This window comes from Skermania sp. ID1734 (assembly GCF_007489285.1).
Classification (GTDB): Bacteria; Actinomycetota; Actinomycetes; order Mycobacteriales; family Mycobacteriaceae; genus ID1734.
This window is the reverse complement of the sequence record NZ_VLIY01000001.1, coordinates 318,839-343,618: the sequence shown is the minus strand read 5'-3', so window position 1 is coordinate 343,618 and position 24,780 is coordinate 318,839. Positions and strand designations below refer to the sequence as shown.

General features: G+C 66.5%; 24 protein-coding genes. 15 read left to right on the top strand and 9 right to left on the bottom strand.

Features of this window, described 5'->3' with window-relative positions:
* The first annotated feature begins 77 nt into the window (after positions 1 to 77).
* Positions 78 to 1,697 carry a chaperonin GroEL gene (groL, locus tag FOS14_RS01490; protein WP_143768474.1) on the top strand — a complete coding sequence of 540 codons (1,620 nt, stop codon included), beginning with the start codon at positions 78 to 80 and terminating at the stop codon, positions 1,695 to 1,697.
* 53 nt (positions 1,698 to 1,750) lie between these two features.
* On the opposite strand, the gene FOS14_RS01485 is transcribed toward groL, so the two are convergent.
* The 3 genes from FOS14_RS01485 to FOS14_RS01475 all read right to left on the bottom strand — a co-directional run bounded on the left by FOS14_RS01485 (position 1,751) and on the right by FOS14_RS01475 (position 3,548).
* Entirely contained in the window at positions 1,751 to 2,455 is a 705-nt protein-coding gene (locus FOS14_RS01485) for an anti-sigma factor (protein WP_185981558.1), read from the bottom strand.
* Positions 2,455 to 3,078 carry an ECF RNA polymerase sigma factor SigK gene (sigK, locus tag FOS14_RS01480; protein WP_143768472.1) on the bottom strand — a complete coding sequence of 208 codons (624 nt, stop codon included), beginning with the start codon at positions 3,076 to 3,078 and terminating at the stop codon, positions 2,455 to 2,457. Before sigK ends, FOS14_RS01485 begins: the two co-directional genes overlap by 1 nt.
* A gap of 176 nt (positions 3,079 to 3,254) precedes the next feature.
* Entirely contained in the window at positions 3,255 to 3,548 is a 294-nt protein-coding gene (locus tag FOS14_RS01475) for a WhiB family transcriptional regulator (protein ID WP_143768471.1), read from the bottom strand.
* A 426-nt stretch (positions 3,549 to 3,974) separates the two neighbouring features.
* Here FOS14_RS01475 and FOS14_RS01470 point away from each other — a divergent pair, with 426 nt between their 5' ends.
* From FOS14_RS01470 to FOS14_RS01460, 3 genes are all read left to right on the top strand, one after another.
* Positions 3,975 to 4,805, top strand: a complete 831-nt coding sequence (locus FOS14_RS01470; RefSeq protein WP_143768470.1) for a hypothetical protein — start codon at positions 3,975 to 3,977, stop codon at positions 4,803 to 4,805.
* Between the two features lie 188 nt (positions 4,806 to 4,993).
* A complete protein-coding gene (locus FOS14_RS01465) occupies positions 4,994 to 5,572 on the top strand; it encodes a sigma-70 family RNA polymerase sigma factor (protein WP_143768469.1) in 579 nt (192 codons plus the stop codon).
* Entirely contained in the window at positions 5,565 to 6,656 is a 1,092-nt protein-coding gene (locus FOS14_RS01460) for an anti-sigma-D factor RsdA (protein WP_143768468.1), read from the top strand. The genes FOS14_RS01465 and FOS14_RS01460 overlap by 8 nt, the downstream gene beginning before the upstream one ends.
* Before the next feature lie 73 nt (positions 6,657 to 6,729).
* Here FOS14_RS01460 and FOS14_RS01455 read toward each other — a convergent pair whose 3' ends face one another.
* Positions 6,730 to 7,137 (bottom strand): DUF5319 domain-containing protein, encoded by a 408-nt coding sequence (locus FOS14_RS01455; protein WP_143768467.1) that lies wholly within the window; start codon positions 7,135 to 7,137, stop codon positions 6,730 to 6,732.
* Positions 7,138 to 7,355: 218 nt separating this feature from the next.
* On the opposite strand from FOS14_RS01455, the gene guaB reads away from it, so the two are divergent.
* From guaB to guaA, 4 genes are all read left to right on the top strand, one after another.
* Entirely contained in the window at positions 7,356 to 8,927 is a 1,572-nt protein-coding gene (gene guaB / locus FOS14_RS01450) for an IMP dehydrogenase (protein WP_185981557.1), read from the top strand.
* 87 nt (positions 8,928 to 9,014) lie between these two features.
* Positions 9,015 to 10,148, top strand: a complete 1,134-nt coding sequence (locus FOS14_RS01445) for a GuaB3 family IMP dehydrogenase-related protein (RefSeq protein ID WP_143768466.1) — start codon at positions 9,015 to 9,017, stop codon at positions 10,146 to 10,148.
* Between the two features lie 84 nt (positions 10,149 to 10,232).
* Positions 10,233 to 11,966 (top strand): GMC oxidoreductase, encoded by a 1,734-nt coding sequence (locus tag FOS14_RS01440; protein ID WP_143768465.1) that lies wholly within the window; start codon positions 10,233 to 10,235, stop codon positions 11,964 to 11,966.
* Positions 11,967 to 12,000: 34 nt separating this feature from the next.
* Entirely contained in the window at positions 12,001 to 13,566 is a 1,566-nt protein-coding gene (gene guaA / locus FOS14_RS01435; RefSeq protein WP_143768464.1) for a glutamine-hydrolyzing GMP synthase, read from the top strand.
* 11 nt (positions 13,567 to 13,577) lie between these two features.
* Here the strand turns inward: guaA and FOS14_RS01430 are convergent, their stop codons facing one another.
* Positions 13,578 to 13,790, bottom strand: coding sequence for a hypothetical protein (locus tag FOS14_RS01430; RefSeq protein ID WP_143768463.1), 213 nt, complete (start codon positions 13,788 to 13,790; stop codon positions 13,578 to 13,580).
* A complete protein-coding gene (locus FOS14_RS01425; protein ID WP_143768462.1) occupies positions 13,783 to 14,997 on the bottom strand; it encodes a PspC domain-containing protein in 1,215 nt (404 codons plus the stop codon). The genes FOS14_RS01430 and FOS14_RS01425 overlap by 8 nt, the downstream gene beginning before the upstream one ends.
* 176 nt (positions 14,998 to 15,173) lie before the next feature.
* Between FOS14_RS01425 and FOS14_RS01420 the strand changes: the two genes are divergently transcribed.
* Complete coding sequence (locus tag FOS14_RS01420; protein ID WP_143768621.1) at positions 15,174 to 16,355, top strand: PspC domain-containing protein; 1,182 nt, start codon at positions 15,174 to 15,176, stop codon at positions 16,353 to 16,355.
* Complete coding sequence (locus FOS14_RS01415; protein WP_304944893.1) at positions 16,352 to 17,014, top strand: response regulator transcription factor; 663 nt, start codon at positions 16,352 to 16,354, stop codon at positions 17,012 to 17,014. Before FOS14_RS01420 ends, FOS14_RS01415 begins: the two co-directional genes overlap by 4 nt.
* On the opposite strand, the gene FOS14_RS01410 is transcribed toward FOS14_RS01415, so the two are convergent.
* A complete protein-coding gene (locus FOS14_RS01410) occupies positions 17,011 to 18,183 on the bottom strand; it encodes a serine/threonine-protein kinase (protein ID WP_143768461.1) in 1,173 nt (390 codons plus the stop codon). The genes FOS14_RS01415 and FOS14_RS01410 overlap by 4 nt on opposite strands.
* A 123-nt stretch (positions 18,184 to 18,306) precedes the next feature.
* Between FOS14_RS01410 and FOS14_RS01405 the strand changes: the two genes are divergently transcribed.
* The 3 genes from FOS14_RS01405 to FOS14_RS01395 are packed head-to-tail and all read left to right on the top strand — an operon-like array spanning position 18,307 to position 21,404.
* Entirely contained in the window at positions 18,307 to 19,053 is a 747-nt protein-coding gene (locus FOS14_RS01405; protein WP_143768460.1) for a hypothetical protein, read from the top strand.
* Positions 19,050 to 20,624: a DNA polymerase Y family protein gene (locus FOS14_RS01400; RefSeq protein WP_143768619.1), complete on the top strand. Its 1,575-nt coding sequence runs from the start codon at positions 19,050 to 19,052 to the stop codon at positions 20,622 to 20,624. The genes FOS14_RS01405 and FOS14_RS01400 overlap by 4 nt, the downstream gene beginning before the upstream one ends.
* A gap of 27 nt (positions 20,625 to 20,651) precedes the next feature.
* Positions 20,652 to 21,404 carry an alpha/beta fold hydrolase gene (locus tag FOS14_RS01395; RefSeq protein ID WP_185981556.1) on the top strand — a complete coding sequence of 251 codons (753 nt, stop codon included), beginning with the start codon at positions 20,652 to 20,654 and terminating at the stop codon, positions 21,402 to 21,404.
* A gap of 65 nt (positions 21,405 to 21,469) precedes the next feature.
* Here the strand turns inward: FOS14_RS01395 and FOS14_RS01390 are convergent, their stop codons facing one another.
* Entirely contained in the window at positions 21,470 to 22,294 is an 825-nt protein-coding gene (locus tag FOS14_RS01390) for an AraC family transcriptional regulator (protein ID WP_143768459.1), read from the bottom strand.
* Between the two features lie 24 nt (positions 22,295 to 22,318).
* Between FOS14_RS01390 and FOS14_RS01385 the strand changes: the two genes are divergently transcribed.
* Complete coding sequence (locus FOS14_RS01385; protein WP_143768458.1) at positions 22,319 to 22,897, top strand: YdeI family protein; 579 nt, start codon at positions 22,319 to 22,321, stop codon at positions 22,895 to 22,897.
* Positions 22,894 to 23,778 (top strand): sucrase ferredoxin, encoded by an 885-nt coding sequence (locus FOS14_RS01380; protein ID WP_143768457.1) that lies wholly within the window; start codon positions 22,894 to 22,896, stop codon positions 23,776 to 23,778. The genes FOS14_RS01385 and FOS14_RS01380 overlap by 4 nt, the downstream gene beginning before the upstream one ends.
* Here FOS14_RS01380 and FOS14_RS01375 read toward each other — a convergent pair.
* Positions 23,769 to 24,701 carry an SDR family NAD(P)-dependent oxidoreductase gene (locus FOS14_RS01375; RefSeq protein ID WP_143768456.1) on the bottom strand — a complete coding sequence of 311 codons (933 nt, stop codon included), beginning with the start codon at positions 24,699 to 24,701 and terminating at the stop codon, positions 23,769 to 23,771. The genes FOS14_RS01380 and FOS14_RS01375 overlap by 10 nt on opposite strands.
* Between the last annotated feature and the right edge of the window lie 79 nt (positions 24,702 to 24,780).

Genomic DNA, 24,780 nt, shown 5'->3' with positions numbered 1-24,780 from the left:
CGTCATCCGGACCCGGGGCGGAGTGCGTTAGGGCCAACGACATTCGCAATCGTCTTACACAGGAGCAACTGGAAAGAATGGCAAAGATCATCGAGTTCGACGAGCAAGCTCGCCGGGCTCTCGAACGCGGCGTGGACCGGCTTGCCGACGCGGTTCGGGTGACGCTCGGTCCGCGGGGACGCCACGTGGTGCTCGCAAAGTCCTTCGGTGGGCCGACCGTCACCAACGACGGGGTCACGATCGCTCGCGAAATCGAGCTGGCGGACCCGTTCGAGAACCTCGGCGCGCAGCTGGTCAAGAGCGTCGCCACCAAGACCAACGATGTGGCCGGAGACGGCACGACCACCGCGACCGTGCTTGCCCAGGCACTGGTTCGCGCAGGGCTGAAGAACATCGCCGCCGGTGCCAACCCGATCGCTTTGGGTCAGGGCATCAGCCAGGGGGCGGACAAGGTCGCCGAAATCCTGCTCGCGGCCGCGAAGCCGGTCGCGGGTGAGGAGGCCATCGCGCAGGTAGCCACCGTTTCCTCGCGTGACGAGGAGATCGGCGCGATGGTCGGCAAGGCGCTCACCACCGTCGGTAAAGACGGTGTCGTCACGGTCGAAGAGTCCTCGACGCTGCACACCGAACTCGTCATCACCGAGGGCGTGCAGTTCGACAAGGGTTTCCTCTCGCCGTACTTCGTCACCGATCTCGACGCACAGGAAGCGGTCCTCGAGGACGCGCTGGTGCTGCTGTACCGGGAGAAGATCAGCGCGCTGCACGATTTCCTGCCGATCCTGGAGAAGATCGCCGAGTCCGGCAAGCCCGTGCTGATCATCGCCGAGGACATCGAGGGTGAGGCGCTGTCCACCCTCGTCGTCAACGCGATCCGCAAGACGGTCAAGGCCGTCGCGGTGAAGGCGCCCTTCTTCGGCGATCGTCGCAAGGCGTTCCTGGAAGATCTCGCTGTCGTCACCGGCGGGACGGTGATCAACAGCGACATCGGCATCAGCCTGCGCGAGGCCGGCCTCGATCTGCTCGGCCACGCTCGGCGTGTGGTGGTCACCAAGGACGAGACCACCATCGTCGAGGGCGGCGGTTCGGCGGAGGCCATCGACGCCCGGATCAAGCAGTTGCGCCAGGAGATCGAGAATTCCGATTCCGATTGGGACCGCGAGAAGCTCTCCGAGCGGCTGGCCAAGCTGGCCGGCGGTGTCGCGGTGATCAAGGTGGGCGCCGCCACCGAGACCGCGCTCAAGGAGCGCAAGTACCGGGTCGAGGACGCGGTCAGCGCGGCCAAGGCGGCGGTCGAGGAAGGCATCGTCCCCGGTGGCGGTTCGGCCCTCGTCCATGCAGTGCGCGAGCTGAACGCGCTGGCCGACACTCTGTCCGGCGACGTCAAGCTCGGGGTGCAGGTGCTGGCCAAGGCGCTCGAGGCGCCGTTGTACTGGATTGCCACCAATGCGGGCAGTGACGGATCCGTCGTGGTGAGCAAGGTCGCCGATTCCGAGGGTGCCGCCGGTTTCAACGCGGCGACGCTGCAGTTCGGCGACCTCCTGGCCGACGGCATCGTCGATCCCGTCAAGGTCACCCGGTCCGCCGTACAGAACGCCGCGTCGGTGGCCCGGATGGTCCTCACGACCGAGAGTGCGGTCGTCGATAAACCGGCCGAGGCCGACGAGACCGCTGGTCACGGGCACAGCCACGGTCACTGACCGGGTTTCGAGCGGCCGCTCACGCCTTTGCGGGTGAGCGGCCGCTTGCTATCTCAACCCAGTTTGATCGCGGCGAATGGCTGTGTGGTGGGTTGCGGCGAACCGCCCGGTGGCTCGACGCTGAACGCGAGCGCGGTGGCCCCGTCGAGGTCGGGCACGACTGTTGTGGCCGCGCTGACCTGCTGCCCCGTCATGATCCCGGCGGAAACGGGTTGTGGTGCCTTGCCCACGAGCCACATCTGGTAGACCCGGCCGGTCGGCGGCGCCTGCACTCCGCTCAGGAGCAGGATCGCAGCATTGGCGGACTTCGAGTAGACGACCGTCGCTGCTCCGCCGCGCGGGAACAGTGCAGTTGTCGTCCGCGCGTCGGCCGCGGTGATGACCTGCTCGGCGGTCGAGGTGGTCGGTGTTCCCACGGTCTGGTGTCCGACGATCACCCCGATCCCCACGAGCACCACCGCCGCAGCGGCCGCTGCGACACCGATAAGCCATCGCCGCGGTCGGGATCGTCGTGGCGACGCCGCGCCAGCCTGGCCGATTGCGGTCAGCACTCGGACGCGCAGGGTCGGCGGTGGCGCAATCGCGGTGACGAATGCAAGCGCCGCGAGTGTTTGAGAGGTGGCCGCAACGGTGTCGTCGAACTCGTGCCGCAGGGCCGGCCCAGCGGTGGCGCGCAGTTGTGCGGCCGCCCGGCGCTCCTCCAGGGTGGCATTGCCGAGCGCTTCGGCAAGCGCCAGGTCGGTGTAGTCGTCGTCCATCAACTCACCCCCAAACATCCGCGTAGTCGTGCCAATCCGTCCCGTATCCGGGACTTCACTGTGGGCAGGGCTGCGTTGAGGTCATCAGCTACTTCCCGATACGTCCGGCCGCCGTAGTAGGCCATCTCGATCGCCTGCCGCTGGGTTTCTGTCAGCGTCTCCAGGCAGTCGAGAACTGCCTGGCGCTCGAACCGGCGGTCGACTTCGTCGCTGACTTGGTCGAATTCGCCGCGATAGTTGCTCGCCTCGTACACCACCTCGCGAACGCTGTTGGATTGCTCTGCCCGCACCCGATCGACTGCCCGGCGGTGCGCGAAGGTCAGCAGCCACGACAGGGCTGAGCCCTTCGATTGGTCGAACGCCTCGGCGTTGCGCCACACCTGGAGATAAACCTCCTGGGTTGTCTCCTCGGCGAAGCCGCCGTCGCGAACGATGCGCAGAACCAGTCCGTAAATCCGGGCGCTGGTTCGGTCATAGAGTTCCGCGAACGCGTGTTGGTCGCCGGCCGCCGACCGCACCAGCAGATCGGCTAGCGCAGCCGCTTCCGAGGCGCGAGCTGATTGGAGTCGGCCCAGCTCGCTACCGCACGCGTCGTTGGCATCGGGCCCTTGCGGCCCGCTCATGAAGGCCCTGAACGTCTCATGACGTGCCACCGTAGCCTGCTGTGGTCGCGTCCAGCCATCCGTTCGGTGTTGTGTTGTCGGTGCTCGTTCGGTTGCTCGCTACCTCCATGCCCGTGAGAGGGAACTGTCGCAGGGCATTCGTGGCCGACAGGGCCACGGATGGGGTGGCCGCCAGCTCACACGGCCAGGCGGCCGCGCGCATGCCGACTGTGCATTTCCCGCTCGGTCTCGGACATACCGCCCCACACGCCGTAGGGCTCACAAACCTCCAGCGCGTGCCGACGGCACTGGGCAATGACCGGACACTGTCGGCAGATCTCTTTGGCGCGGGCCTCACGCTGCAGGCGTGCACGGCCGCGTTCGCCTTCCGGATGGAAGAACACCGACGAGTCCGCGCCACGGCAGCGCCCGTGCAGTTGCCAGTCCCACTGGTCGGCGTTGGGGCCGGGGAGTCGAATCGGCTGTCGCATGCGCACTCCTTGATCTGGTGCCCGAACTCGGCAACGCTATGGGCTGGGCAAGAAAATCGTCAATAGTTCATCGGCGGCTGCGCGCTGGCGTCATCTCACCCAGAATTAACCATCTGGCCGTTTACTTTTCGGTGGCGTTGTGCCTGCATATCGGAGTGAGGTCGATGGCGGAAACCCCGTGAGCGCCCGCTGCCTGGCTATTTGTCATCGACTAGCCGAATAACTCGCGAAATCACCCGACTGGTGCTGAACTGCGGGCGAATAAAGGCCATCCGAGAGGTGAATGGTTGGCTCGCTAGTCGAGACATTGATTTACCTGACTGAAACGATCGGCACTGTCGGTGAAATCCATTGTTTTCGTTCAGTTCGCTACGGTCGGGTCCTCGCAATAGCGCACGGCGACTCGCACTGCATATGGTTTCGGACGTGCGCGACGTCGATTCAGCCATCCTGCTCGAGGCGGCCGCGTTCGGCGCGCGCCCGGGTTTATCGATGCTGCCGCAACCGGTGACTGCGGACCAATCGTGGCTTCGGGCGGTGGCGCTCGGCGGACAGGGACGCTATGCCCGGGCCCGGGCCGAACTGGCCCGCGCGGAGGCGCTCGCGCGCCAACTCTTGCCCGCGCCGAGGGCGGTTTCCCAGTCGCTGATCCTGAGTACCCGCGCGTCGTTTCTGCGCCAACTCGGCTGGCACCGTAAGGCCAGCGCCTTCGACGGTGCGGCACTTGCTGCGCTCGCCGACTCGGCGGCGGACGGTGTTGCCGCGTGCGACGCGCTGACCGGACTTGCCGCGGATGCGCTGGGAGTGGGCAGATTGCCGCTGGCGACCCGCCTGCTCGATCGGTGCGGTGAAGAGCTGGAACAGGCCTCACTGGGGTGGCGGCAGCGAATCCGGCTGCACTGGGTTCGTGCCGAGGTCGCCCTGGCGTCCGGCTGCGCACATGCCGGTCTCGACCATGCGCTTGCGGCCGCGGAATTCGCAGCGATGGCGCCCTCGCTACGTCATCGGATCAAATCGCAGCTGCTCGTGGCTGGTGCCTATTGTGCTGTGGGCGAACAACACTCGGCGCGCGAGCAGGCGCTGGCCGTGGCCGCTGCGTGTGACGAACACGACTTGCTGCCGCTGCGGTGGGCGGCGGCCATGCTGCTCGACGGTCTCGCGGCCGCGACGGTGTCGCCGGGCGAGCGCGACACTCCTCGCACCGCACCGCACTATGAGATGTCGATCACTCAGCGCGGTGGGATATTTCGCCAATAATTCGGATCATTTTCCCGACGCACGCCCGAGCGGGTTCGTTGGAGGCGGCGCAACGGTGGCTATTGTTAGGTACGTTCCACGGTTCGTGGAAGCACGCCCGATCGGGGAGGGTGCCCGCAAAGTGACCACGTTGCCCAGCACGCGCGGTGCGGGTGAGCGCCACTGTAACGCCAGGAAATTCTCTAACGATGACTAATACGGGTGAGGAGTTGGACTCCGCCGTCGCTGCCGCAGCGCAGGGCGACAGATCCTCTTTAGCCCAGGTTTTAGAGATTATCCGGCCATTGGTTGTGCGCTATTGCAGAGCCAGGGTCGGGTCTGCAGAGCGTGGGCAACTCTCTGCAGATGACGTGGCGCAGGAGGTATGCCTCGCCGTGATGACCGCATTGCCTCGGTATCAAGACCAGGGCAGGCCATTCATGGCGTTTGTATACGGAATTGCTTCACACAAGGTCGCGGACGCGCATCGCAACGCCGGGCGTAACAAGGCGGACTCGATGGCCGAAGTACCAGATGTCATATCCATGGAGAACGGGCCGGAGCAACAGGCTCTCGACTCGGAGGCGAGCAGACAGATGAAATCACTGTTGGCGACACTTCCGGACAAGCATCGAGAGATTCTGATTCTTCGAGTCCTCATGGGTCTGTCAGCCGAGGAAACGGCAACCGCCGTTGGAAGTACCGCAGGAGCTGTTCGGGTGGCCCAGCACAGGGCCATGGCGAAGCTCAGGGCCCAGGTTGCGAAGGCAGGTGAGATGTATGGCTAGGGACAACAAGCGCGGCAACAACGGATCGCGGCGCGTAGATCCCTACGCCGGCATGAGCGGCGACAGCGGCCCAGTAGACATCGCGGCCGTTCGGCGCGATGACGAGCTGATCGACGCGATCGCTGGCGATGGTCCGGTTGCCACCGGTAGCTCCGAGGAGTTCCAGGTCGCCGCACTGCTGGCGAACTGGCGCGCAGAGATCGTCACGCCACCGATGCCAGCCGGTCCGGATCTCGATGAAATCGTCGCACTCGTCAACCAGGAGATCGGCGCGCGGCAGGCCCGGACCGTCGGTGGTCCCCGGCTGCGCCTCGTCCGTCCCATCCTCGGCGCCGCGGCCGCAATAGCGGTCGTCGTCGGTGGCATGACGGCCTTCTCCTACAACGCAAGCCCCGGCGACCCGCTGTGGAAGGTCAAGCAGGTCGTCTTCTCCGAGCAGGCCGATTCCACTATGGCCAACCTCGATGCGACCAACGATCTCGACCAGGCCCGGCAATTGATCAGCCAGGGCGACCCGATTCAGGCCAAGCAGCACCTCGACAGCGTCCAGACCCGCATTCCGGACGTCAAGGACCCATCGCAGCACGATGACCTGGTGAAGCGCTTCAACGACTTGATGGATCAGCTCAAGAAGCAACTGCCAGTGCTGCCGGGAGCTCCCGCGGCCTCGACGGCGCCGTCGTCGGCAACCAGCGGGACCTCAGCATCGGCCACCAGTGGCCAGTCGAACGGCGCCTCGGCGACAACGCCGGCAAGCGCGCCGACGAGTGCCGGTCCGGTGCTGCCGCTGCCACCTGGACTGCCGACCCTGCCGTCGCTGCCCACGATTCCCGGACTGCCGACCAGTATCGTCACTGAGAGCACTGGTCAGTCCGCGCCGGCGCAGACCGCGCCGTCGACTGCGACCGAGGGGTCTACCGCACCGGCGACGGGCACCAAGTCGGACTCCGCGAGCGAGCAGACCGCACCGACCACGCCGGCATCGGTGCCGGTGTCAACGACGCAAGAACAGACGAAACAACAGCAGACGAAACAACAGCAGACCCAGCAGCAGTCCGCGGCGACGTCGTCCGTCGTCCCCTGATAGCGCTCACTAGCTTTTATCACGACAAAGGCCCGCCGATGGCGGGCCTTTGCGCTGTTTGGGCTATAACTTCTCAGCCGTCCAAGCCGCTGTCGCCGTAGAGTGCCTCGTTCATCGAGGCGTCGGCGTAGCCGCGGCAGTAGTCCCAGGTGACATAGGCCTCCGGAACTGGGTCGAAGGCGGGCTCGTGCGGGCGCACCGTGCCGTCCACCAGGAGCTGCAGCAGGTTGGCGCGCAGCATGTCCCAGTCGTGGTAGTGATCGGAGTTGCAGTCCTCGCACGACACCACCAGACCGCGAATGCCGCGGTGGCTCAGCAGCGCCTCGTACACAGCGAGGTCGGCCAGATCTTCTTCCACGGCAAGGCGCTCCTGCGGGTCTAACGGCTGGCCGGGCTCGATCGCGTCGAGCGCAGCCGCGGGGTCCGCGGGGTCGCCGGCAAACGGATCCGGTGGCAGGCCGGGTGGCAGTTGGTCTCGCACAACAACAACGGTACGCAGTCCTACGGCCTCTTCGCCAGCCACACCCGACAGCGAGTCACACCGGACTCCGGCCGACAACAGCACTGCACGGAGCCGATACCATGGATCAGCGTGCGGGAATAGTCCTTCTCGCCGGAGCATTCACTGGTCAACTGCAGTGTGAATCATCGAGTACGCGACGTCGAGCGTCGCACGCATGTCCGAGGAGGGCGATCCGGATGACAACTTTCGCCGGACCAGAGGCCAGAAGGCAGCTGTATGCCGTTCCTGGGCAGGTTCGCACCGGCGGTGACGACCCGAACAAGATCGCGATGCTCGGTCTGACCTTCGATGACGTTTTGCTGTTGCCGGCCGCTTCCAACCTCATCCCGAGTGCCGTGGACACATCGAGTCGGCTTACCCGGGAGATCACGCTGCGGGTTCCGCTGGTCAGTTCTGCGATGGACACCGTCACCGAGGCCCGGATGGCCATCGCCATGGCCCGTGCGGGCAGCATGGGTGTCCTGCACCGCAACCTTGCCCCCTCGGACCAGGCCGCGCAGGTCGAGACCGTCAAGCGGTCCGAGGCCGGCATGGTGACCGACCCCGTCACCTGCAAACCGACCAATACCCTGGCCGAGGTCGATGCGCTGTGCGCGCGGTTCCGCATCTCCGGGCTGCCCGTGACCGACGAAACGGGCGCGCTCGTGGGCATCATCACCAACCGCGACATGCGCTTCGAGGTGGACCAGAGCCGCCGAGTGGCGGACGTGATGACCAAGGCGCCGCTGATCACCGCGCGCGAGGGCGTCACCGCCGAGGCAGCGCTCGGCCTGCTACGCCGGCACAAGATCGAAAAACTGCCCATCGTCGATGGTGACGGCCGGCTGACCGGGCTTATCACGGTCAAGGACTTCGTCAAGACCGAACAGCACCCGGACGCCACCAAGGACCGCGATGGACGGTTGCTGGTCGGCGCGGCGGTCGGCGTCGGTGCGGACTCCTGGTCGCGGTCGATGTCGCTAGTCGACGCCGGGGTCGATGTGCTCGTGGTCGACACGGCACACGGACACCAGGTGCAGGTCCTGGAGATGGTGAACCGGGTAAAGCGCGAGGTCGGCGACCGCGTTCAGGTGGTGGGCGGCAATATCGCCACCCGCGCGGGCGCGGCCGCGCTCGTGGAAGCCGGTGCTGACGCGGTAAAGGTGGGCGTCGGTCCGGGCTCCATCTGCACCACGCGGGTTGTCGCTGGCGTCGGCGCCCCGCAGATCACCGCCATCCTCGAGGCGGTGGCCGTGTGTAAGCCGGCCGGCGTGCCGGTGATCGCCGACGGCGGTCTGCAATTCTCCGGTGACATCGCCAAGGCGTTGGCGGCCGGTGCATCGACCGCGATGCTCGGTTCGTTGCTCGCGGGTACGGCCGAATCGCCGGGTGAACTGATCTTGGTCAACGGCAAGCAGTTCAAGAGCTACCGCGGAATGGGTTCGCTGGGCGCCATGCAGGGCCGGTCGAGTCAGTCGGGTGCTTCGCAGTCCTACTCCAAGGACCGCTACTTCCAGGACGACGTGCTTGCGGAGGACAAGCTGGTGCCCGAAGGCATCGAGGGGCGGGTGCCCTTCCGCGGACCGCTGTCGCAGGTGATCCACCAGTTGGTCGGTGGCCTGCGCGCGGCAATGGGCTACACCGGCTCCAACACGATCCCCGAGCTGCAAGAGGCGCAGTTCGTGCAGATCACCGCGGCTGGATTGAAGGAGAGTCACCCGCACGACATCACCATGACGGTCGAGGCCCCGAACTACACGGCGCGCTAGCGCGAACTGCCACCACGGCAGCGCTCCTTCGAACGGCAGCGCTCATTCAAACCGCAGCGCTCATTCAAAACGGCAGAGAGGATACGCGTGCGCGACCTCGTTGAGATCGGCATGGGCCGCACAGCCCGACGCACTTACGAGTTGGACGACGTGGACATCGTGCCGTCACGGCGCACCCGTTCGTCGCAGTTGGTCTCCACCGCCTGGCAGCTCGACGCCTACCGGTTCGAGATTCCGATCCTGGCCCATCCCACCGACGCGATCATGTCGCCGGCGTCCGCGATCGAGCTGGGCCGGGCCGGCGGACTGGGCGTCCTCAACGGCGAAGGGCTGTGGGCCCGGCATGCTGACGTCGAGGCCAAGATCGACAAGCTGATCGAGGTGGCCGAGTCCGACGCTGATGTCGACGCGACGATCACGCTGTTGCAGGAGTTACATGCGGCGCCGTTGCAGCCGGATCTCCTCGCCGCCGCGGTCGCGCAGGTCCGCGATTCCGGCGTCACCACTGCGGTCCGGGTTTCGCCACAGAATGCGCGCGTGCTCACTCCGGCTCTCGTACAGGCCGGTATCGACCTGCTCGTCATTCACGGCACCATCATTTCCGCTGAACATGTGGGTGGTGATGAGCCGCTGAATCTCAAGACGTTCATCGCCGAGCTCGACGTTCCGGTCGTGGCCGGCGGCGTCAGCGACCATCGGACCGCCCTGCACCTCATGCGTACCGGAGCGGCGGGCGTGATCGTCGGTTACGGCTCACTGGCCGGTGCGACGACCTCCGGCGAGGTACTCGGCATGGGAGTGCCGATGGCCACCGCCATCGCCGACGCGGCCGCCGCCCGGCGCGACTACTTGGACGAGACCGGCGGGCGGTACGTGCACGTCATCGCCGACGGCGACATCGCGTCTTCGGGCCAGTTGGCCAAGGCGATCGCGTGCGGTGCCGACGCCGCCGTCCTGGGTGCGCCGCTCGCGTTGGCGGCCGAATCGCCGGGCCGTGGCTGGTACTGGCCGTCGGCTGCCGCCCACCCGTCGCTGCCGCGCGGTGCCCTTCTGCCGGTCGCATTCGACGAGACACACAGCTTGCAGCAGGTGCTGAACGGGCCGTCGAACGATCCCTTCGGCTCGCTCAACCTCGTCGGCGGGCTGCGCCGATCCATGGCGAAGGCCGGTTACTCCGACCTCAAGGAGTTCCAAAAGGTCGGGCTTGCCGTCCGCGCCTGATTGAGGTTGGCCTTATTCGCCCATTCGTGTGACGTGCGGTACATACTCGCTGTGAACGGTTGGTCGACAACGGAAAGGCCGGTCATGGGTGAGACGGATGCGGCAACGCCTGACAAGCGGGCGACCGACTTCGATGTGCTGATCGTCGGGTCAGGATTCGGCGGCAGCGTGACCGCACTGCGTTTGGTGGAGAAGGGCTACCGCGTCGGCGTGCTCGAGGCGGGTCGTCGTTTCGCCGACAACGAGTTCGCCAAGAACAGCTGGCACCTGCGCCAGTTCATCTGGGCGCCGAAGCTCGGCTGCTACGGCATCCAGCGCATTCATCTGTTACGCGACTGCCTCATCCTGGCCGGAGCAGGTGTGGGCGGCGGCTCGCTCAACTACGCGAACACGCTCTACAAGCCGCCGGCACCGTTCTTCAACGACCAGCAGTGGGCACACATCACCGACTGGCACGACGAGCTCAGCCCGTACTACGAGCAGGCACAGCGCATGCTCGGGGTGGTCCGCAACCCGCACATGACGCCAGCCGACGAGATCATCAAGTCCGTCGCCGATGACATGGGTGTCGGCGACACCTTCGTGCAAACGCCGGTGGGTGTGTTCTTCGGCGAGCCCGGCAAGACGGTGCCGGACCCGTACTTCGGCGGGGTGGGCCCCGACCGCACCGGCTGCATCGAATGCGGCGAATGCATGACGGGCTGCCGGCACGGCGCCAAGAACACCTTGCTGAAGAACTACCTTGGCCTCGCGGAAAAGGCCGGCGCACAGATCATTCCGCTCACTACCGTCACGGCCATCCACCCCATGCCGGACGGCACCTGGGACGTGGCCACCGAACGCACCGGCGCCTGGGTGCGCAAGAAGCCGCACACCTACACCGCGGCCCATGTGGTGCTGGCGGCCGGAACCTGGGGCACCCAGAATCTACTGTTCAAGATGCGTGATCAGGGCGTGCTGCCCAATATGTCCGACCGTCTCGGCGTGCTGACCCGCACCAACTCGGAGTCGATCCTGGGCGCGGCCAAACGCAAGGTCGACCCAAACCTGGACCTCACCAAGGGCGTCGCGATCACCTCGTCGTTCCATCCCACCTCTGATACTCATATCGAGCCGGTTCGGTACGGCAAGGGTTCCAACTCGATGGGTCTGCTGCAGACCTTGATGACGGATGGCGGCGGGCGAATTCCGCGCTGGCTGAAGCTGCTGTTCCTGTTCATCGTGCATCCGCTGAACGCTGCCCGGTTTCTGACCGTGAAGAACTGGAGTGAGCGCACCATCATCGCGCTGGTGATGCAGCACCTCGACAACTCGATCACGACATTCACGAAACGGGGCGTGTTCGGGCGAAAGCTGTCAAGCAAGCAAGGACATGGTCAGCCGAACCCGACCTGGATTCCGGTCGGCAACGAGGCCACCCGTCGCATCGCGAAGAAGATCGACGGTCTCGCCGGCGGAACGTGGGGCGAGGCGTTCAACATTCCGTTGACGGCGCACTTCCTCGGCGGTGCTGCGATCGGCGCGGATCCCGAACATGGCGTCATCGACCCGTACCACCGCGTATATGGCTATCCGACGTTGAGCGTGCACGACGGCGCCTCGGTGTCGGCGAACCTGGGCGTCAATCCATCACTGACCATCGTGTCGCAGGCCGAGCGCGCGTCGGCGCTGTGGCCGAACAAGGGCGAAAAGGATCTGCGTCCAGATCCGGGCGAACCGTACCGACGGATCAACCCGGTCGCGCCGAACCATCCCGTGGTGCCCGCCGATGCGCCCGGCGCGTTGAAACTGCCCATTGTGGAGATCAAGTCGGCCTGATCGGCGCCGGTTTAGCGGCCACTAGACTGTGCCGGTGCCAGCAACCCAGGTAACCGGCCCAGTCCTCGTCATCGACTTCGGCGCCCAGTACGCACAGCTGATCGCCCGTCGTGTGCGTGAGGCGAGCGTGTACTCGGAGGTCGTGCCGCACAACGCCACGATCGAGGAACTGGCCGCCAAAAAGCCCTCGGCGATCGTGCTGTCCGGCGGACCGTCCAGCGTCTACGCCGAGGGCGCGCCGCAACTCGACCCGCGAGTGTTCGACCTCGACGTGCCGGTCTTCGGCATCTGCTACGGGTTCCAGGCGATGGCGCAGGCGCTCGGCGGCAGCGTCGCGCAGACGGGCACCCGCGAATACGGCCGCACGGAGATGAGCGTCGACGGCGGACTGCTGCACGGTGGCCTGCCCGAGCGGCAGCCGGTGTGGATGAGCCACGGTGACGCCGTCGTCGAGGCCCCGGCCGGGTTCGACGTCACGGCAACTACGCCGGGAGCACCGGTGGCGGCCTTCGAGGACCGCAGGCGCCGACTCGCCGGCGTCCAGTACCACCCGGAGGTCTTGCATTCACCCCACGGCCAGCACGTCCTCACCCGTTTCTTGCGGGAGGTCGCCGGAATCCGGCCGACGTGGACGGCGGCAAACATCGCCGAGCAACTTGTCGCGCAGGTTCGCGAGCAGATCGGTGACGGCCACGCGATTTGCGGCCTGTCGGGCGGTGTGGATTCGGCGGTCGCCGCTGCGCTGGTGCAGCGAGCCATCGGCGACCGGCTGACCTGTGTCTTCGTCGACCACGGGCTGCTGCGCGCGGGTGAACGCGAGCAGGTCGAGCAGGACTTCGTCGCGGCCACCGGGGCACAGCTCGTCACCGTGGATGCGGTGGACACCTTTCTCGGCGAACTCGACGGCATCACCGACCCGGAAACCAAGCGAAAGATCATCGGCCGCGAGTTCATTCGCAGCTTCGAGGGCGCGGTGGCCGAGATCGTGCGTGAGACCGGCGGTTCGGGTGCCGAGTACCTGGTGCAGGGCACGCTGTACCCGGACGTGGTCGAATCCGGCGGCGGCACGGGGACCGCAAACATCAAGAGCCACCACAACGTTGGCGGGCTCCCCGAGGACCTCAAGTTCGAGTTGGTCGAGCCGCTGCGGCTGCTGTTCAAGGACGAGGTGCGCGCCGTCGGCCGGCAGCTGGGGTTGCCGGAGGAGATCGTCAACCGCCAGCCGTTCCCAGGACCGGGGCTGGCCATCCGGATCGTCGGTGCGGTGGACCGCGATCGACTCGCCACGCTGCGTCAAGCCGACGCGATAGCCCGTGAGGAGCTCACCGCCGCGGGCCTGGACCGCCAGATCTGGCAGTGCCCTGTGGTGCTGCTCGCCGACGTGCGCAGCGTCGGTGTGCAAGGCGACGGCCGCACCTACGGGCACCCGATCGTGCTGCGGCCAGTGTCCAGTGAAGACGCCATGACCGCGGACTGGACACGGCTGCCTTATGAAGTGCTGGAACGGATTTCGACCCGGATCACCAACGAGGTCGCGGAGGTGAACCGGGTCGTGCTCGACGTGACCAGCAAGCCGCCGGGCACCATCGAGTGGGAGTAATGCCTTCTGGCCTACTTTTTTGGGCGCCAGCAGACCAGCAGGACGCCCACTAACAGGGCCGCCCCGAGGACAACCCAGCCGAGCGGAAATACATGCAGTCCGTGGATTCTTGGCGCGCCAAGCATCGTCCAGGCGCTGACTACGAGCGCGACCAGGCCGGAGATCAGCAGCATCGCCGACGGGCGGTTGCGCTGGGTTGTCTGGGTGTTGTCGGTGTTATCCACGTTTGATCTCCACTCCTGCGAATCCGCCGTCGATGTTGAGCGTGAGCACTGGGCCGTTGGTGCCGTCGGTGCCGCCGTCGAGCCCCTCCGGCGGGCAGCCGCCGAAATCCAGATCGCAGTGTGTGCGGACATTCATCCCCGACGGCACTCGAACCTCGACTCCAGCCGCCCGTGCGTGCAGGCCCACAGTGGTGTCCTTCGTTAGCTGAATGGACCGCAAGTCGAGCACGGCGCCCCCGCCCTCGATCGAATACGTCGGGCGCAGTTCCGCAACGTTGGCAGGTCGCCATTGCCGCCCACCATCGACCGAGATCGGTCCTACGGCCGATGCCAACACGCAGAACCCGATCAAGGGCCAGACCAGCACCAGCAGGCCATGGCCGCGGCGGGCGAATGCGCCCGCGATGAGGCCGAAGCCGATGACAGCCAACGCAGCCGCACCGACCCGCGGAGCGGTGACCCAGCCCGCGCCCATGGCACCGACTGCGGCGGTGGCCGCGGCCGCGATGATCGCCAGGCCGATGACGACGGTGGTCAACCGCGACTTGGGGCGACGGGGTGCCGGAGGCGGCGCCGCGGGGCCAGGTTCGGGCAGGTCCCAGGCGAAAGGTGCCGCACCCAATGGGTCCCAGTCCGGCGGCGTGGGGCTCGGGCCAAACGGTTCAGGCTGGCTGTCCGTGACCGTGGTGTCTTCCCGAACAGACTGCGTCGGCGTCGAATAACCGATTGGGCCGGTGGCCATGGCCGGCGCGGGCGGTGGCAGCGGTTGTCGTTGATGGAGCAGCCACCAGCCGCCGAGCATCAGCACCAGGCTGATCAGTCCCGATCCACCCATGCCGATGCCCAGCGGTCCCATCGTGGACACGGCGATGGCCAGCGCGACGATGAGCACGATGGTGGTGGTCTGCGACTGCGAGCTGTGGCCTTTGCCGAACAGCGCCTCGGCGGCGGAGTTTCCATCGTTGGCTTTGGTGAACGTCAGCCAGGCGAACAGATACAGCACGACCCCGGCGCCGCCGAAGATCGTCGAGACCACGAAGGCGACCCGGACCAGGATCGGGTCGACGCCGTACCGGTGACCGATGCCAGCGGCGACGCCGGCGAAGGGGCCTTGATCGGGCAGCCGCATCGGTCGTGTCCGCCAAATCTCGTGCAGCTGATCGGAAAAGCTCGGTTTCGTCGAAGGAAGCGGCGAGTTTGTGGGCATGAGCCAATCCTGTCGGCGCGGGCGGCGCTGCACATCGGGGGTAACCCTGATCTTTGCGCGCTGTTCAGCGCCGATATCGGGGCAAACCCGGATGCCGGTGTCAGGGCGAATCGGGCAGTATCGAGGGCGTGCTACCGCTGCTTGTTGCGCCGAATCAACCGGTCGACGGACGACTCATGCGTCGGTCCGGCGGACGGATCATCGGCGGCGTCGCGGGTGGCCTCGCCGACCACCTCGGCGTCGACGTGTTCAAGGTGCGAGTCGCGTTCGTCTTCCTGAACGCACTCGCGGGCGCGGGAATCGTCGCATACGGCCTGCTGTGGATATTCACCCCGAGCGGGCCGGACGGCCCGCGTCCAACGCGCGCGGAGCGGCGCCAAGCCTACGGGGTGATGTTCATCGGTCTGGCTGTGTCCGCGGGGCTTTCCTGGCTGGTCAGCGGCACCGCAGCGCAGATCATCGTGCCGTTCGGCGTGGTCGGTGTCGGGGCCGCGCTGGTCTGGCGTGAGTTCGATTCGGGGGGCCCACGTTCGGTGCTGGGCTTGCCGCAGCGGCCGTCGGTGCTGACCTGGTCGCGAATTCTCGGCGGTATGACGCTCGTGGTCGTCGGTCTCGGCGTGGTGGTGCTTGCCCGTATCGACCTCAACGACCTCGGGGCCGCATTGCTGGCGGTGGCCGTCACGCTGCTCGGTGTGGCGCTGCTGACGGTTCCGCTGTGGCTGCGCACGGTTCGAGCGCTCAATTCCGAACGCGCGGCGCGGATTCGCAACGCCGAACGCGAGGAAATCGCCTCGCATCTGCATGATTCGGTGCTGCAGACGCTTGCGCTGATTCAGCGGCAGTCGGAGTGCCCGCAAGAGGTGGTGCGCTTGGCGCGCAGTCAGGAGCGGGAGTTGCGTGCCTGGCTGTTCGACGGCGGGGAGAACGCGCACGCCAGTTTGGCCGCGGCGCTGCGGGCGATCGCCGGTGAGGTCGAGGATCAGTACGGGGTGAAGGTCACCGCCGTCACCGTCGGTGACGAGGCGCTCGGTGGGGAGCAGGCACGACCCGCGCTCACCGCGTTGCTCGGTGCTACCCGAGAGGCATTGGTGAATGCGGCCAAGCACTCCGGCGTGCCCGACATCGATCTGTATGCCGAGGCCGATGCCGAGAATGTGAATGTCTTTGTCCGCGACCGGGGCTGCGGCTTCGATCTCGACAGCGTCGGTTTGGACCGGCACGGTCTGGCCCGATCGATTCGCGGGCGCATCTGTCGGCGCGGCGGCGATGTGGCAATCCGCACGAGCCCAGGAAAGGGCACCGAGATTCGAATGACCATGCCGGTCGCACAGTTCACGTCGAGCGGAGGTAGCGAGTGACCGAATCGGCAGTGGCACAACGTCGGCGGGTCTTTCTGGTCGATGACCACGCGGTGTTCCGGGCTGGGGTTCGTGCGGAGCTCGGTCGGGAGCGTGACATGGACGTGGTCGGTGAGGCCGGCGGCGTTGCCGAGGCGGTGGCCGGGATCAACGCGACCCGTCCCGACGTGGTGCTTCTCGACGTGCACATGCCCGACGGCGGGGGCCTCGCAGTGCTTTCCGGAATCGACAGCGGTCCGGTGTGTTTGGCGCTGAGTGTTTCCGACGCAGCCGAAGACGTCATTGCCGTGATCCGGGCCGGAGCCCGCGGTTACGTGACAAAGACGATCTCGGGCGGGGAACTTGCGGCGGCGATCCGTCGCGTAGCCGATGGCGATGCGGTGTTTAGCCCGCGGCTGGCGGGATTCGTGCTGGATTCGTTCACCGGCCGCTCCGCGACACCCGAGCCGCCCCTGGATCCGGAGCTGGATTCACTGACGCCGCGTGAACTGGAGGTCCTGCGGCTGTTGGCGCGCGGATACACTTATCGCGAGATTGCCGAGGACCTGTTCATCTCGGTGAAGACGGTCGAGACGCACGCGTCGAACGTTTTGCGAAAGACCCAGCAGTCCAATCGGAATGCGTTGACCCGGTGGGCGCACCGGCGCCGGCTTGATTAGGACAGCGCCAGTACCACTGCGACGATCGCCACGATCACGGCCACCAGCACGCCCGCGACGAGCGTCATGTGCAGCAGATTCGTTTGAGTGTCGCGGGTACGGCCGGGCGCCGAGATGCGTTGGGGCATGGCCCTCGGCGGTGTTGCGGTCCAGTTCCGATCGAATCCGACATGCGTTGCTGGTCGGGTGTCGGCAACCAGTGTCGGCGCCGGGCGCGGTCGGCTGCGTCCGATTGCCGATCGCAGGGCCCAATGCGGCACATTGCCTGTTGCTTCATGGATCGGCGCGCCCAGAAGGTAGTCGGCGTTGGTGGCGGCCGCGGCGGCCAGTTCATCACGAGCCTGAGCCATGGTGGGCCGACGGGCGGGGTCTGGTTCAAGCATGTGCAGGAGTGGCTCGGTAAGAAAGTCCGCGCGTTGGGGTGCAATGATTTCCGCTCGGGCCACCCGCTCGAGCAGGGCATGGGAGTCCGTGTCGATGCCGAACGGCGGCTGGCCTTCTACCGCGGTGTAGAGGGTGGCGCCCAGCGAAAAGACGTCGCTGGCCTCTGTCGGGTCGTCGCCCCGGGCCACCTCGGGAGCGAGATAGGCCGGGGTGCCGGTGATCACTCCGTCCGGCTCGTCGTTTTCACCCTTGGCGCGGGCGATGCCGAAGTCGCTGATCTTGACGGTGCCGACGTGACGGCCACGATCAGCGATGAGGATGTTTCCGGGCTTGATGTCACGGTGCAGGATGCCGACGGCGTGGGCCTCGGAGAGCGCGTCGGCTACTTGAGTGCCGATTTGAGCGACCTCGAACGGCGGGATCGCATCGACGACCGTCAGTGCCTGCGCCAGGCTGCGCGAGGGCAGGTGCTCCATCACCAGCCACGGTTCGCCGCCGTCCAGTGCTACGTCATACATGGCAATCGCGTGATGGTGGGACAGCTTGGCAGCTGTTCGACCCTCATGCAGAACCCGGTTACGTAGCCGGGTTGCGGCCTCGGTGCCGAGCCCGGTTGTCGAGGTGATCTGTTTGATCGCCACATCCCGGTCGAGCAGTTTGTCGTGGGCGAGCCACACTGTGCCCATGCCGCCGCCACCCAGTTTTGCCTGTAAGCGATAGCGGCCAGCCACGAGATAGTCCGGTCCCACCGCTGGGTGGTGCCCGGTCTGCTGGCGCTCGCTCACACAGTGAGATTACTTGACGCGCGAGTGGCTCCGATGAGCTCTCGGACGGGCTTGACGGGTCCGGAAGAGGCGGCATACCCTCGGTGTATTCGAATACATGTTCGAGTACATATTCATTTCCATATGGGGGTTGCAGTGACCGTTCCAGTCGAATTCGGCGAGCTTACCGGGCTGTCCAGGCAGGAACGGCTCGACCATCTTCGCCGGCGCATGGCGGCGGTTCCGGCCCGCGGTGAAGCCGCAAACACCTACCTCCGCAAGGAGGTGCTGCCCGTTCCAGAGGCCCTGGCCGCCATCCTGCCCAACGGCGGATTGGCCAAAGGTTCGGTGGTCTCGTTCTCGGGCGCAACTTCGCTGCTGCTCGGCTTGCTGGCCACGGTTACCGGCAATGGTGGCAATGCCGGCGTGATCGGTCGTCCTGGCCTGAGTTTGTTGGCCGCCACGGAGATGGGTGCCCAGTTGCGGCGGATAGCGCTGATTCCGGAGCCGGGACCGGATCCGGTGGAGGTCGCCGCGGTGCTGTTGGACGGTCTGGATCTGGTTGTCCTTGATCTCGGCGGTGGACAGGTGGCGCCGTCCCGCTCAAGGGCGGTGGTTGCCCGTGCGCGCAGCAGGGGGTCGACCTTGTTGGTTTCGCATGGACAGTTCAGCGGTGTGGAACTGCGACTCGACGCCCGCGTGGTCGGTTACCGGGGTCTGGGTCGCGGAACGGGCAGATTGCGGTCGATGCAGGTGGCGGTGCGGGCCCAGGGCCGCGCCTGCGGGCTGCGGACTACCCGGCTGGATTTGCAACCCGGCGCTGGCGCCATGGAATGGGTGCCCGCTGCTGAACAATCCGATGTGGAGTTCCCGCAGGCGGTGTCGTGGTGAGGTCTCGGGTGCTGGCGCTGTGGTGTCCGGACTGGCCCGCGATCGCGGCGGCGGCCAGCGTCGACCTGATCCCCACCCATCCCGTCGCCGTTCTCCAGTCCAACAGGGTGATCGCCTGTTCGACAGCGGCGCGGGCCGACGGTGTCCGGCGCGGGCTACGTAAGCGTGAGGCGCAGGCTCGATGTCCGACTCTGCATGTGGCGCTTGCTGACCCGGATCGTGATGCTCGATTGTTCGAACCGACCGCGGCGGCCATCGATGCCGTGGCTCCCGGAATCGAGGTGCTACGACCGGGACTTGTCGTGGTCGCTGCGCGTGGGATCAGCCGATATTTCGGATCCGAGTACGCTGCCGCCGAGCGACTGGTCGACGAGGCGGCGGCCACCGGAGTGGAGTGCCAGATTGGCATTGCCGACGAGTTGAGCACCGCCGTCGTTGCCGCCCGGCATGCGGCGATCGTGCCGCGTGGTGGTGGCGCGCAGTTCCTTGCGCCCTTGCCCATCGCCGAACTCGCCGCCGAACCGAGCTTGGCTGCGCCGGAGCGTACGGAGCTGGTGGACCTGTTGCAGCGCTTGGGTTTACGCACAATCGGGGACTTTGCGGCGATCTCGCCGGTGGACGTGGCATCCCGGTTCGGCACGGATGCTGTGCTCGCCCACCGCAGCGCCCGCGGCGAGCCGGAACGCCCGCCCTCCGCACGGCCACTACCGCCGGATCTGGACGTCGAAATGCACTGCGATCCGCCGATCGACCGCGTCGATGCCGCCGCGTTCGCCGGTCGAGCACTGGCCGAACGGTTGCACACCAAACTGGCCGCCGCGTCGGTGGCCTGCACCCGGCTGCTGGTGCAGGCCCGCACCGGTAACGCTGAACATTTGTCCCGGACCTGGAGATGCGCCGAGCCGCTCACACCCGAGGGCACCGCAGACCGGGTTCGCTGGCAGCTCGACGGGTGGCTCACCGGACGCAGCGAGTCCAGGCCGACGGCGGGAATCGTCCTGCTGCGCCTCGAGCCGGTCGAAGTGGTCGCCGCCGGGGCATTGCAGCTGGGACTGTGGGGTGGCGTCGGCGAAGAGGATGAACGGGCGCGGCGGGCCCTGGTGCGGGTGCAAGGCCTGCTCGGTGGTGATGCCGTTCAGGTCGGAGTCCTCAGCGGCGGTCGTGGCCCCGCCGAGCGGATCACTCTGGTGCCGCTGGGCGACGAGCTGGCGCCGGAAACAGATCCTGCCCTGCCGTGGCCAGGTCAGCTGCCTTCTCCGGCGCCGACGGCCATTCTGGACAGCCGGCCAGAGGTGATGCTCGAGAACAGCGAAGGCAATCGGGTCCTCATTACCGAGCGCGGGGTATTCAGCTCCGCCCCAGCACGCCTGCGCTGGGGTACCCGCATCTGGCAGTTGCAGGGCTGGGCGGGACCGTGGCTGGTCGACGAGCGTTGGTGGGATTCAGCCGGCGCGCTCTCGGCGGCGCGGGCGCAGGTCATGTTCGAAACAGCGGCCGAAATCGACCAGCCGAAAGCGCTCTTGCTGATGTGTCGCAACCAGAGCTGGTGCGTGGAGGGAATCTACGAATGAGTAGCCTGCCCGCTACGCTCAGCGATCGTGGAGATGACAGCGACGAAGGTCTCGCTTGCCGGCGTGACGATTTCCTATCGCGATTCCGGTGGCGAGGACCCGCACCCGGTGTTGCTGGTGCACGGCATGGGCGGCGACGGCCACACCTGGGACCGCTTCGCCGCCGATTTGGTTCACCAGGGACGCCGCGTCATCATCGCCGACCTGCGTGGCCATGGGCGCAGCGCGCACACTTCCTCCTACATCTTCGCCGAGTTCGCCGACGATCTGCACCGCCTCTGCGATGGCCTGGAACTGCGCGAACTCGACATGGTCGGGCACTCGTTGGGTGGCTATGCGGTTTCCTTGCTCGCCCAGCAGCGGCCCGACCTGGTTCGTCGCGTTGTCATCGAGGAGTGTCCGTTGCCGCGGCGGACCGGCGATCCGATCCCGATGCTCTCGCGCCGGCTACCTACGTGGACCGAGCTCTGGCACGCGGTGACCAGCGCAGTCCGGCATCCGCGCGCGCTGATCGCGTTCGATCGGTCGATGACCACGAGCGCGCTGCAGCAGTTTCGCCAGCCCAATCAGCAGTGGTGGGACCAACTCGCCGACATCGAGGCCGACACCCTGATCCTGGTCGGTGGCCCGGGCGGCATGGTCGACCCTGTCAAGCTCGAGATCATGCACGCGGCCATCCCGAGTTGCGAGGTGATCCGCTTCAAGACCGGGCACAGCATCCACCGCGACAGGTACCGCGACTTTGCGGCCGCGGTGATGCCGTTCCTCATGCGCGACTGAGAAGGCCTGTCCGGATGTGCCGGCCTCGCCGGCCTGCACGCACCGAATCTCCCCGCGCCGTGCGGTTAGTGTCCGCGGGTCTGTTTTGCGTACGTCGCCGGCGGCGTCCCGACCGCGGCCGTGAAGGCCCGAACCAGATGAGCCTGGTCGCTGAACCCGAGTTGATCGGCCAGCGCCGCCCAGTCGACCGGATCGTCGCTGTGCGCCTGTTCGGCAGCATCAAGCAATCGGCGGCGCTGGATGACCCACTTGGGTGCGATGCCGACGTACTCGGTGAACATCCGCTGCAGCGTCCGGGCGCTGACACCCGCCATGGTCGCGACCTGCTCGACCCGGTGAATGCCGGTGTCCTGTTCGATCCGTTTCATGATGTGGGCTACTTCGTCGATCATCGGATCTGCTTGGGGCGCTGCGGCTTCCAGGTAGTCCTGCAACCCAGTGACGAGTGCCGAGAGGTCGGGCTCGGTGAGCAGGCGGCGCGCAATCGGTGCGTCATCGGCGGTGAAGTGGCCGGTCGGCAGCGCGGCCGCGGCGATGACTTTGCCTTCCAATGTGCCCACTGCTGCGTCGAGGAACGGGCGGAAGCCGCCCGCACGAAATGCGGCACCGACCACTTGGCCGGATTCGGTGAAGGTGCGCTCGAACGGTTTGCGGTTCACGCCGTGCACGAGGAGGTGGTCGTGTTCGGCGGCGACGTGTATCCGCGGCTGGGGTAGTACCTGTTGTCGGTACGGCCCGGTCAACGTCCACCGCGCCACCCACACATAGTCGACGAATGGCCGCAACGACTCACGGGGATGATGCCGCGACAGATCCAGGACGGGCTCGGCGAGATCCGGCCGCAACAACGCACTGGGCTCACCGGCGGGTGGTCGTCGGCTGTTATCCACTTCGGTGATCTTAAAGTGGAGGTTATGCCTGCCGAGCGTGCGACCGAGTACTTCGTCGATTCCGCGGCCTTTCGGCACTGGCTCGAGCAGCACCACGACAGCACACCGCAAGGCGTGTGGGTCAAGTTCGCGAAGAAGGGGTCCGGTGTGACCTCACTCGACTATGCGGGGGCCTTGAACGAGGCGCTGTGCTTCGGCTGGATCGACGGCCAGGTCAAGCGGTTGGATGAGAACTTCTATCTGCAAGGCTTCACCCCGCGTCGGCCGCGCAGCCCGTGGTCCAAGCGGAACTGCGAGAAGGCGGAACAGCTGCTCGCGCAGGGCTTGATGGCTGCCGCGGGGGCAGCCGAGATGGAGCGGGCCAAGGCCGACGGGCGGTGGGAGCGCGCCTACGACAGCCCCCGCAATGCCGAACCACCGGCGGATTTCCTCGCTGAATTGGCCAAGAACCCGGCCGCAGAAGCGTTCTTCGCCACCCTGAACAGCCAGAACCGGTATGCGGTGTGTTACCGGCTGCAGACCGCGAAACGGCCGGAGACCCGCGCCCGGCGGATCGCCGCGTTCGTCGCATCGTTCGCCGAAGGAAAGAAGCTGGTCGAGTGACGACCGCGAGCGGATTACGTTGTTCGGCGCTGTCAGCTATCGACGAGCCGCTGCCCGGAAGCGCAGCGCACGTGCGGGGGTGGCTGTGCGTCGAGCATCCCGGGCCCTGGGGTCGCGACGTGCTCGACGATCAGGTGCTCGGCTCGGACATCTCTGCCGAATTGGGTAGGCGGACAGCCGCTGCCGACGTTCGGTTGATGGTTATCCGGCGGCCTGGGCGCGCAACCGGTGGACACACCGTCTTGCTGGCGAACTCGCGACCGGACACGACGTGGTGTGAACGACTCGAGATCGATGACTACCCGGAACTGCTCGACCTCGATCTGACGGCCATTTCGGGTGCGGCGCCGGGCATCGGAACGACTGTCGAGGATCCGGTGGTACTGGTCTGCGCACATGGCAAGCGTGATCAATGCTGCGCGCTGTACGGTCGGCCGGTCGCCGCCCAGTTGGCGGCGAAATTCCCTGCGGCGGTGTGGGAGTGCTCGCACACGGGGGGACATCGGTTCGCGCCGTCGGTCATTGTGTTGCCGACCGGATACTCCTACGGACGACTCGACGCAACGGCCAGTGCGCATGTAGTTGAAGCGGCGATGCGCGGAAAGGTCGCGCTGCCCGGATTGCGGGGCCGCAGTTGCTACCGGCCGGCCGCCCAGGCGGCCGAGGTGGCTGTACGGGACCTGACCGGTGACACCGACATCTCGGCTCTTGCGGTGGGAGAGCAGGATTCGGGTGTGTTGGTGGCGCACCGCGACGGCCGCAGCTGGTGGGTCGAAGTCGGCATCGAGAAGCTCGTGCCGCGAGCGGTGAGTTGCGGGGCCAAGCCGAAGCCTGTGGAAGTGGTGCGCGTACGCGAGATTCGCGAACTGCCTCACCAGTGAGTGCCGGGAACCAGCCGGGCGATTCGCCGCACCGCCCGCTTTGCTTGGCGTTCCAGCGGCGAAGGCGGTTGTGATGGACGGGCTTTCGGCTCAGTCAGGGTGGTTGCAGCCGCCTCGCCCTTGGCTGCCGGTGAATCCGGGTACATCCGGTAGTACCGGTGCAGCGCCCTATCCTTGAGTCCGGGCACAAACAGAGCTCCGTACTCCGCCAGGGTTCCGGCGGGCGTGTCGATGCGTTTGGGCCGTTCGATGAGCGCGCGCACGACCGTCGCAGCAGCCCACTCCGGTGACGCCGGTGGTACCACGTTGCGACTACCGGTGGGCGCGATCATCGGCGTATCGATGAGCGGCATGTGAATCGTGGTGAACGTGATTCCGTCGGCGAGCGTCTCCGCCGCGGCGACGTCGGCGAACTTGTCCAGTGCCGCCTTGCTGGCCAGATATGCGGCGAATCGTGGTGTGCTCAGTTGCACGCCTGCGCTGCTGATGTTCACGATGTGTCCGAACTTGCGTTCCCGCATATGCGGCAGCAGGGCGAGCGTCATCCGGACCGCGCCGAAGTAATTGACTGCCATGGTGCGCTCGAAGTCGTGCAGGCGGTCGGTGGAGCGGTAGATGGAACGGCGAATCGATCGGCCGGCGTTGTTGACCAGCATGTCGACGTGGGAGTGTTCGACGCAGATCTGGTCGACCGTGCGCTGCACGGAGTCGGTATCGGTGAGGTCACAGGGATAGGCGTACGCGACACCGCCCTCATCCCGGATGTCGGCGACGACGCGGTCCAGCTCGTCGGCGCGGCGCGCTAGCAGCAGCGCTGTGCCACCCTTTCGTGCCACGGCGAGCGCGGCCGCCCGTCCGATTCCGGACGACGCCCCGGTGATGATGACGTTTCGTCCGGCCAACGGCCCATTATCCCTGGTCATCGTGGCTCCTCGGTGATGGCGACAGCTCACAACTTACTCCAAAGTAAGGTCATTGGCCCAGTGTGATCGCTCGCACAGT

Bases quoted from the DNA above. Each gene is read 5' to 3' on its own strand.
- groL (WP_143768474.1), top strand. From the start codon at position 78: ATGGCAAAGATCATCGAGTTCGACGAGCAAGCTCGCCGGGCTCTCGAA.
- FOS14_RS01485 (WP_185981558.1), bottom strand. From the start codon at position 2,455: ATGGACGACGACTACACCGACCTGGCGCTTGCCGAAGCGCTCGGCAAT.
- sigK (WP_143768472.1), bottom strand. From the start codon at position 3,078: ATGAGCGGGCCGCAAGGGCCCGATGCCAACGACGCGTGCGGTAGCGAG.
- FOS14_RS01475 (WP_143768471.1), bottom strand. From the start codon at position 3,548: ATGCGACAGCCGATTCGACTCCCCGGCCCCAACGCCGACCAGTGGGAC.
- FOS14_RS01465 (WP_143768469.1), top strand. From the start codon at position 4,994: ATGACTAATACGGGTGAGGAGTTGGACTCCGCCGTCGCTGCCGCAGCG.
- FOS14_RS01460 (WP_143768468.1), top strand. From the start codon at position 5,565: ATGGCTAGGGACAACAAGCGCGGCAACAACGGATCGCGGCGCGTAGAT.
- guaB (WP_185981557.1), top strand. From the start codon at position 7,356: ATGACAACTTTCGCCGGACCAGAGGCCAGAAGGCAGCTGTATGCCGTT.
- FOS14_RS01440 (WP_143768465.1), top strand. From the start codon at position 10,233: ATGGGTGAGACGGATGCGGCAACGCCTGACAAGCGGGCGACCGACTTC.
- FOS14_RS01425 (WP_143768462.1), bottom strand. From the start codon at position 14,997: ATGCCCACAAACTCGCCGCTTCCTTCGACGAAACCGAGCTTTTCCGAT.
- FOS14_RS01420 (WP_143768621.1), top strand. From the start codon at position 15,174: ATGCGTCGGTCCGGCGGACGGATCATCGGCGGCGTCGCGGGTGGCCTC.
- FOS14_RS01405 (WP_143768460.1), top strand. From the start codon at position 18,307: ATGGGGGTTGCAGTGACCGTTCCAGTCGAATTCGGCGAGCTTACCGGG.
- FOS14_RS01385 (WP_143768458.1), top strand. From the start codon at position 22,319: ATGCCTGCCGAGCGTGCGACCGAGTACTTCGTCGATTCCGCGGCCTTT.
- FOS14_RS01375 (WP_143768456.1), bottom strand. From the start codon at position 24,701: ATGACCAGGGATAATGGGCCGTTGGCCGGACGAAACGTCATCATCACC.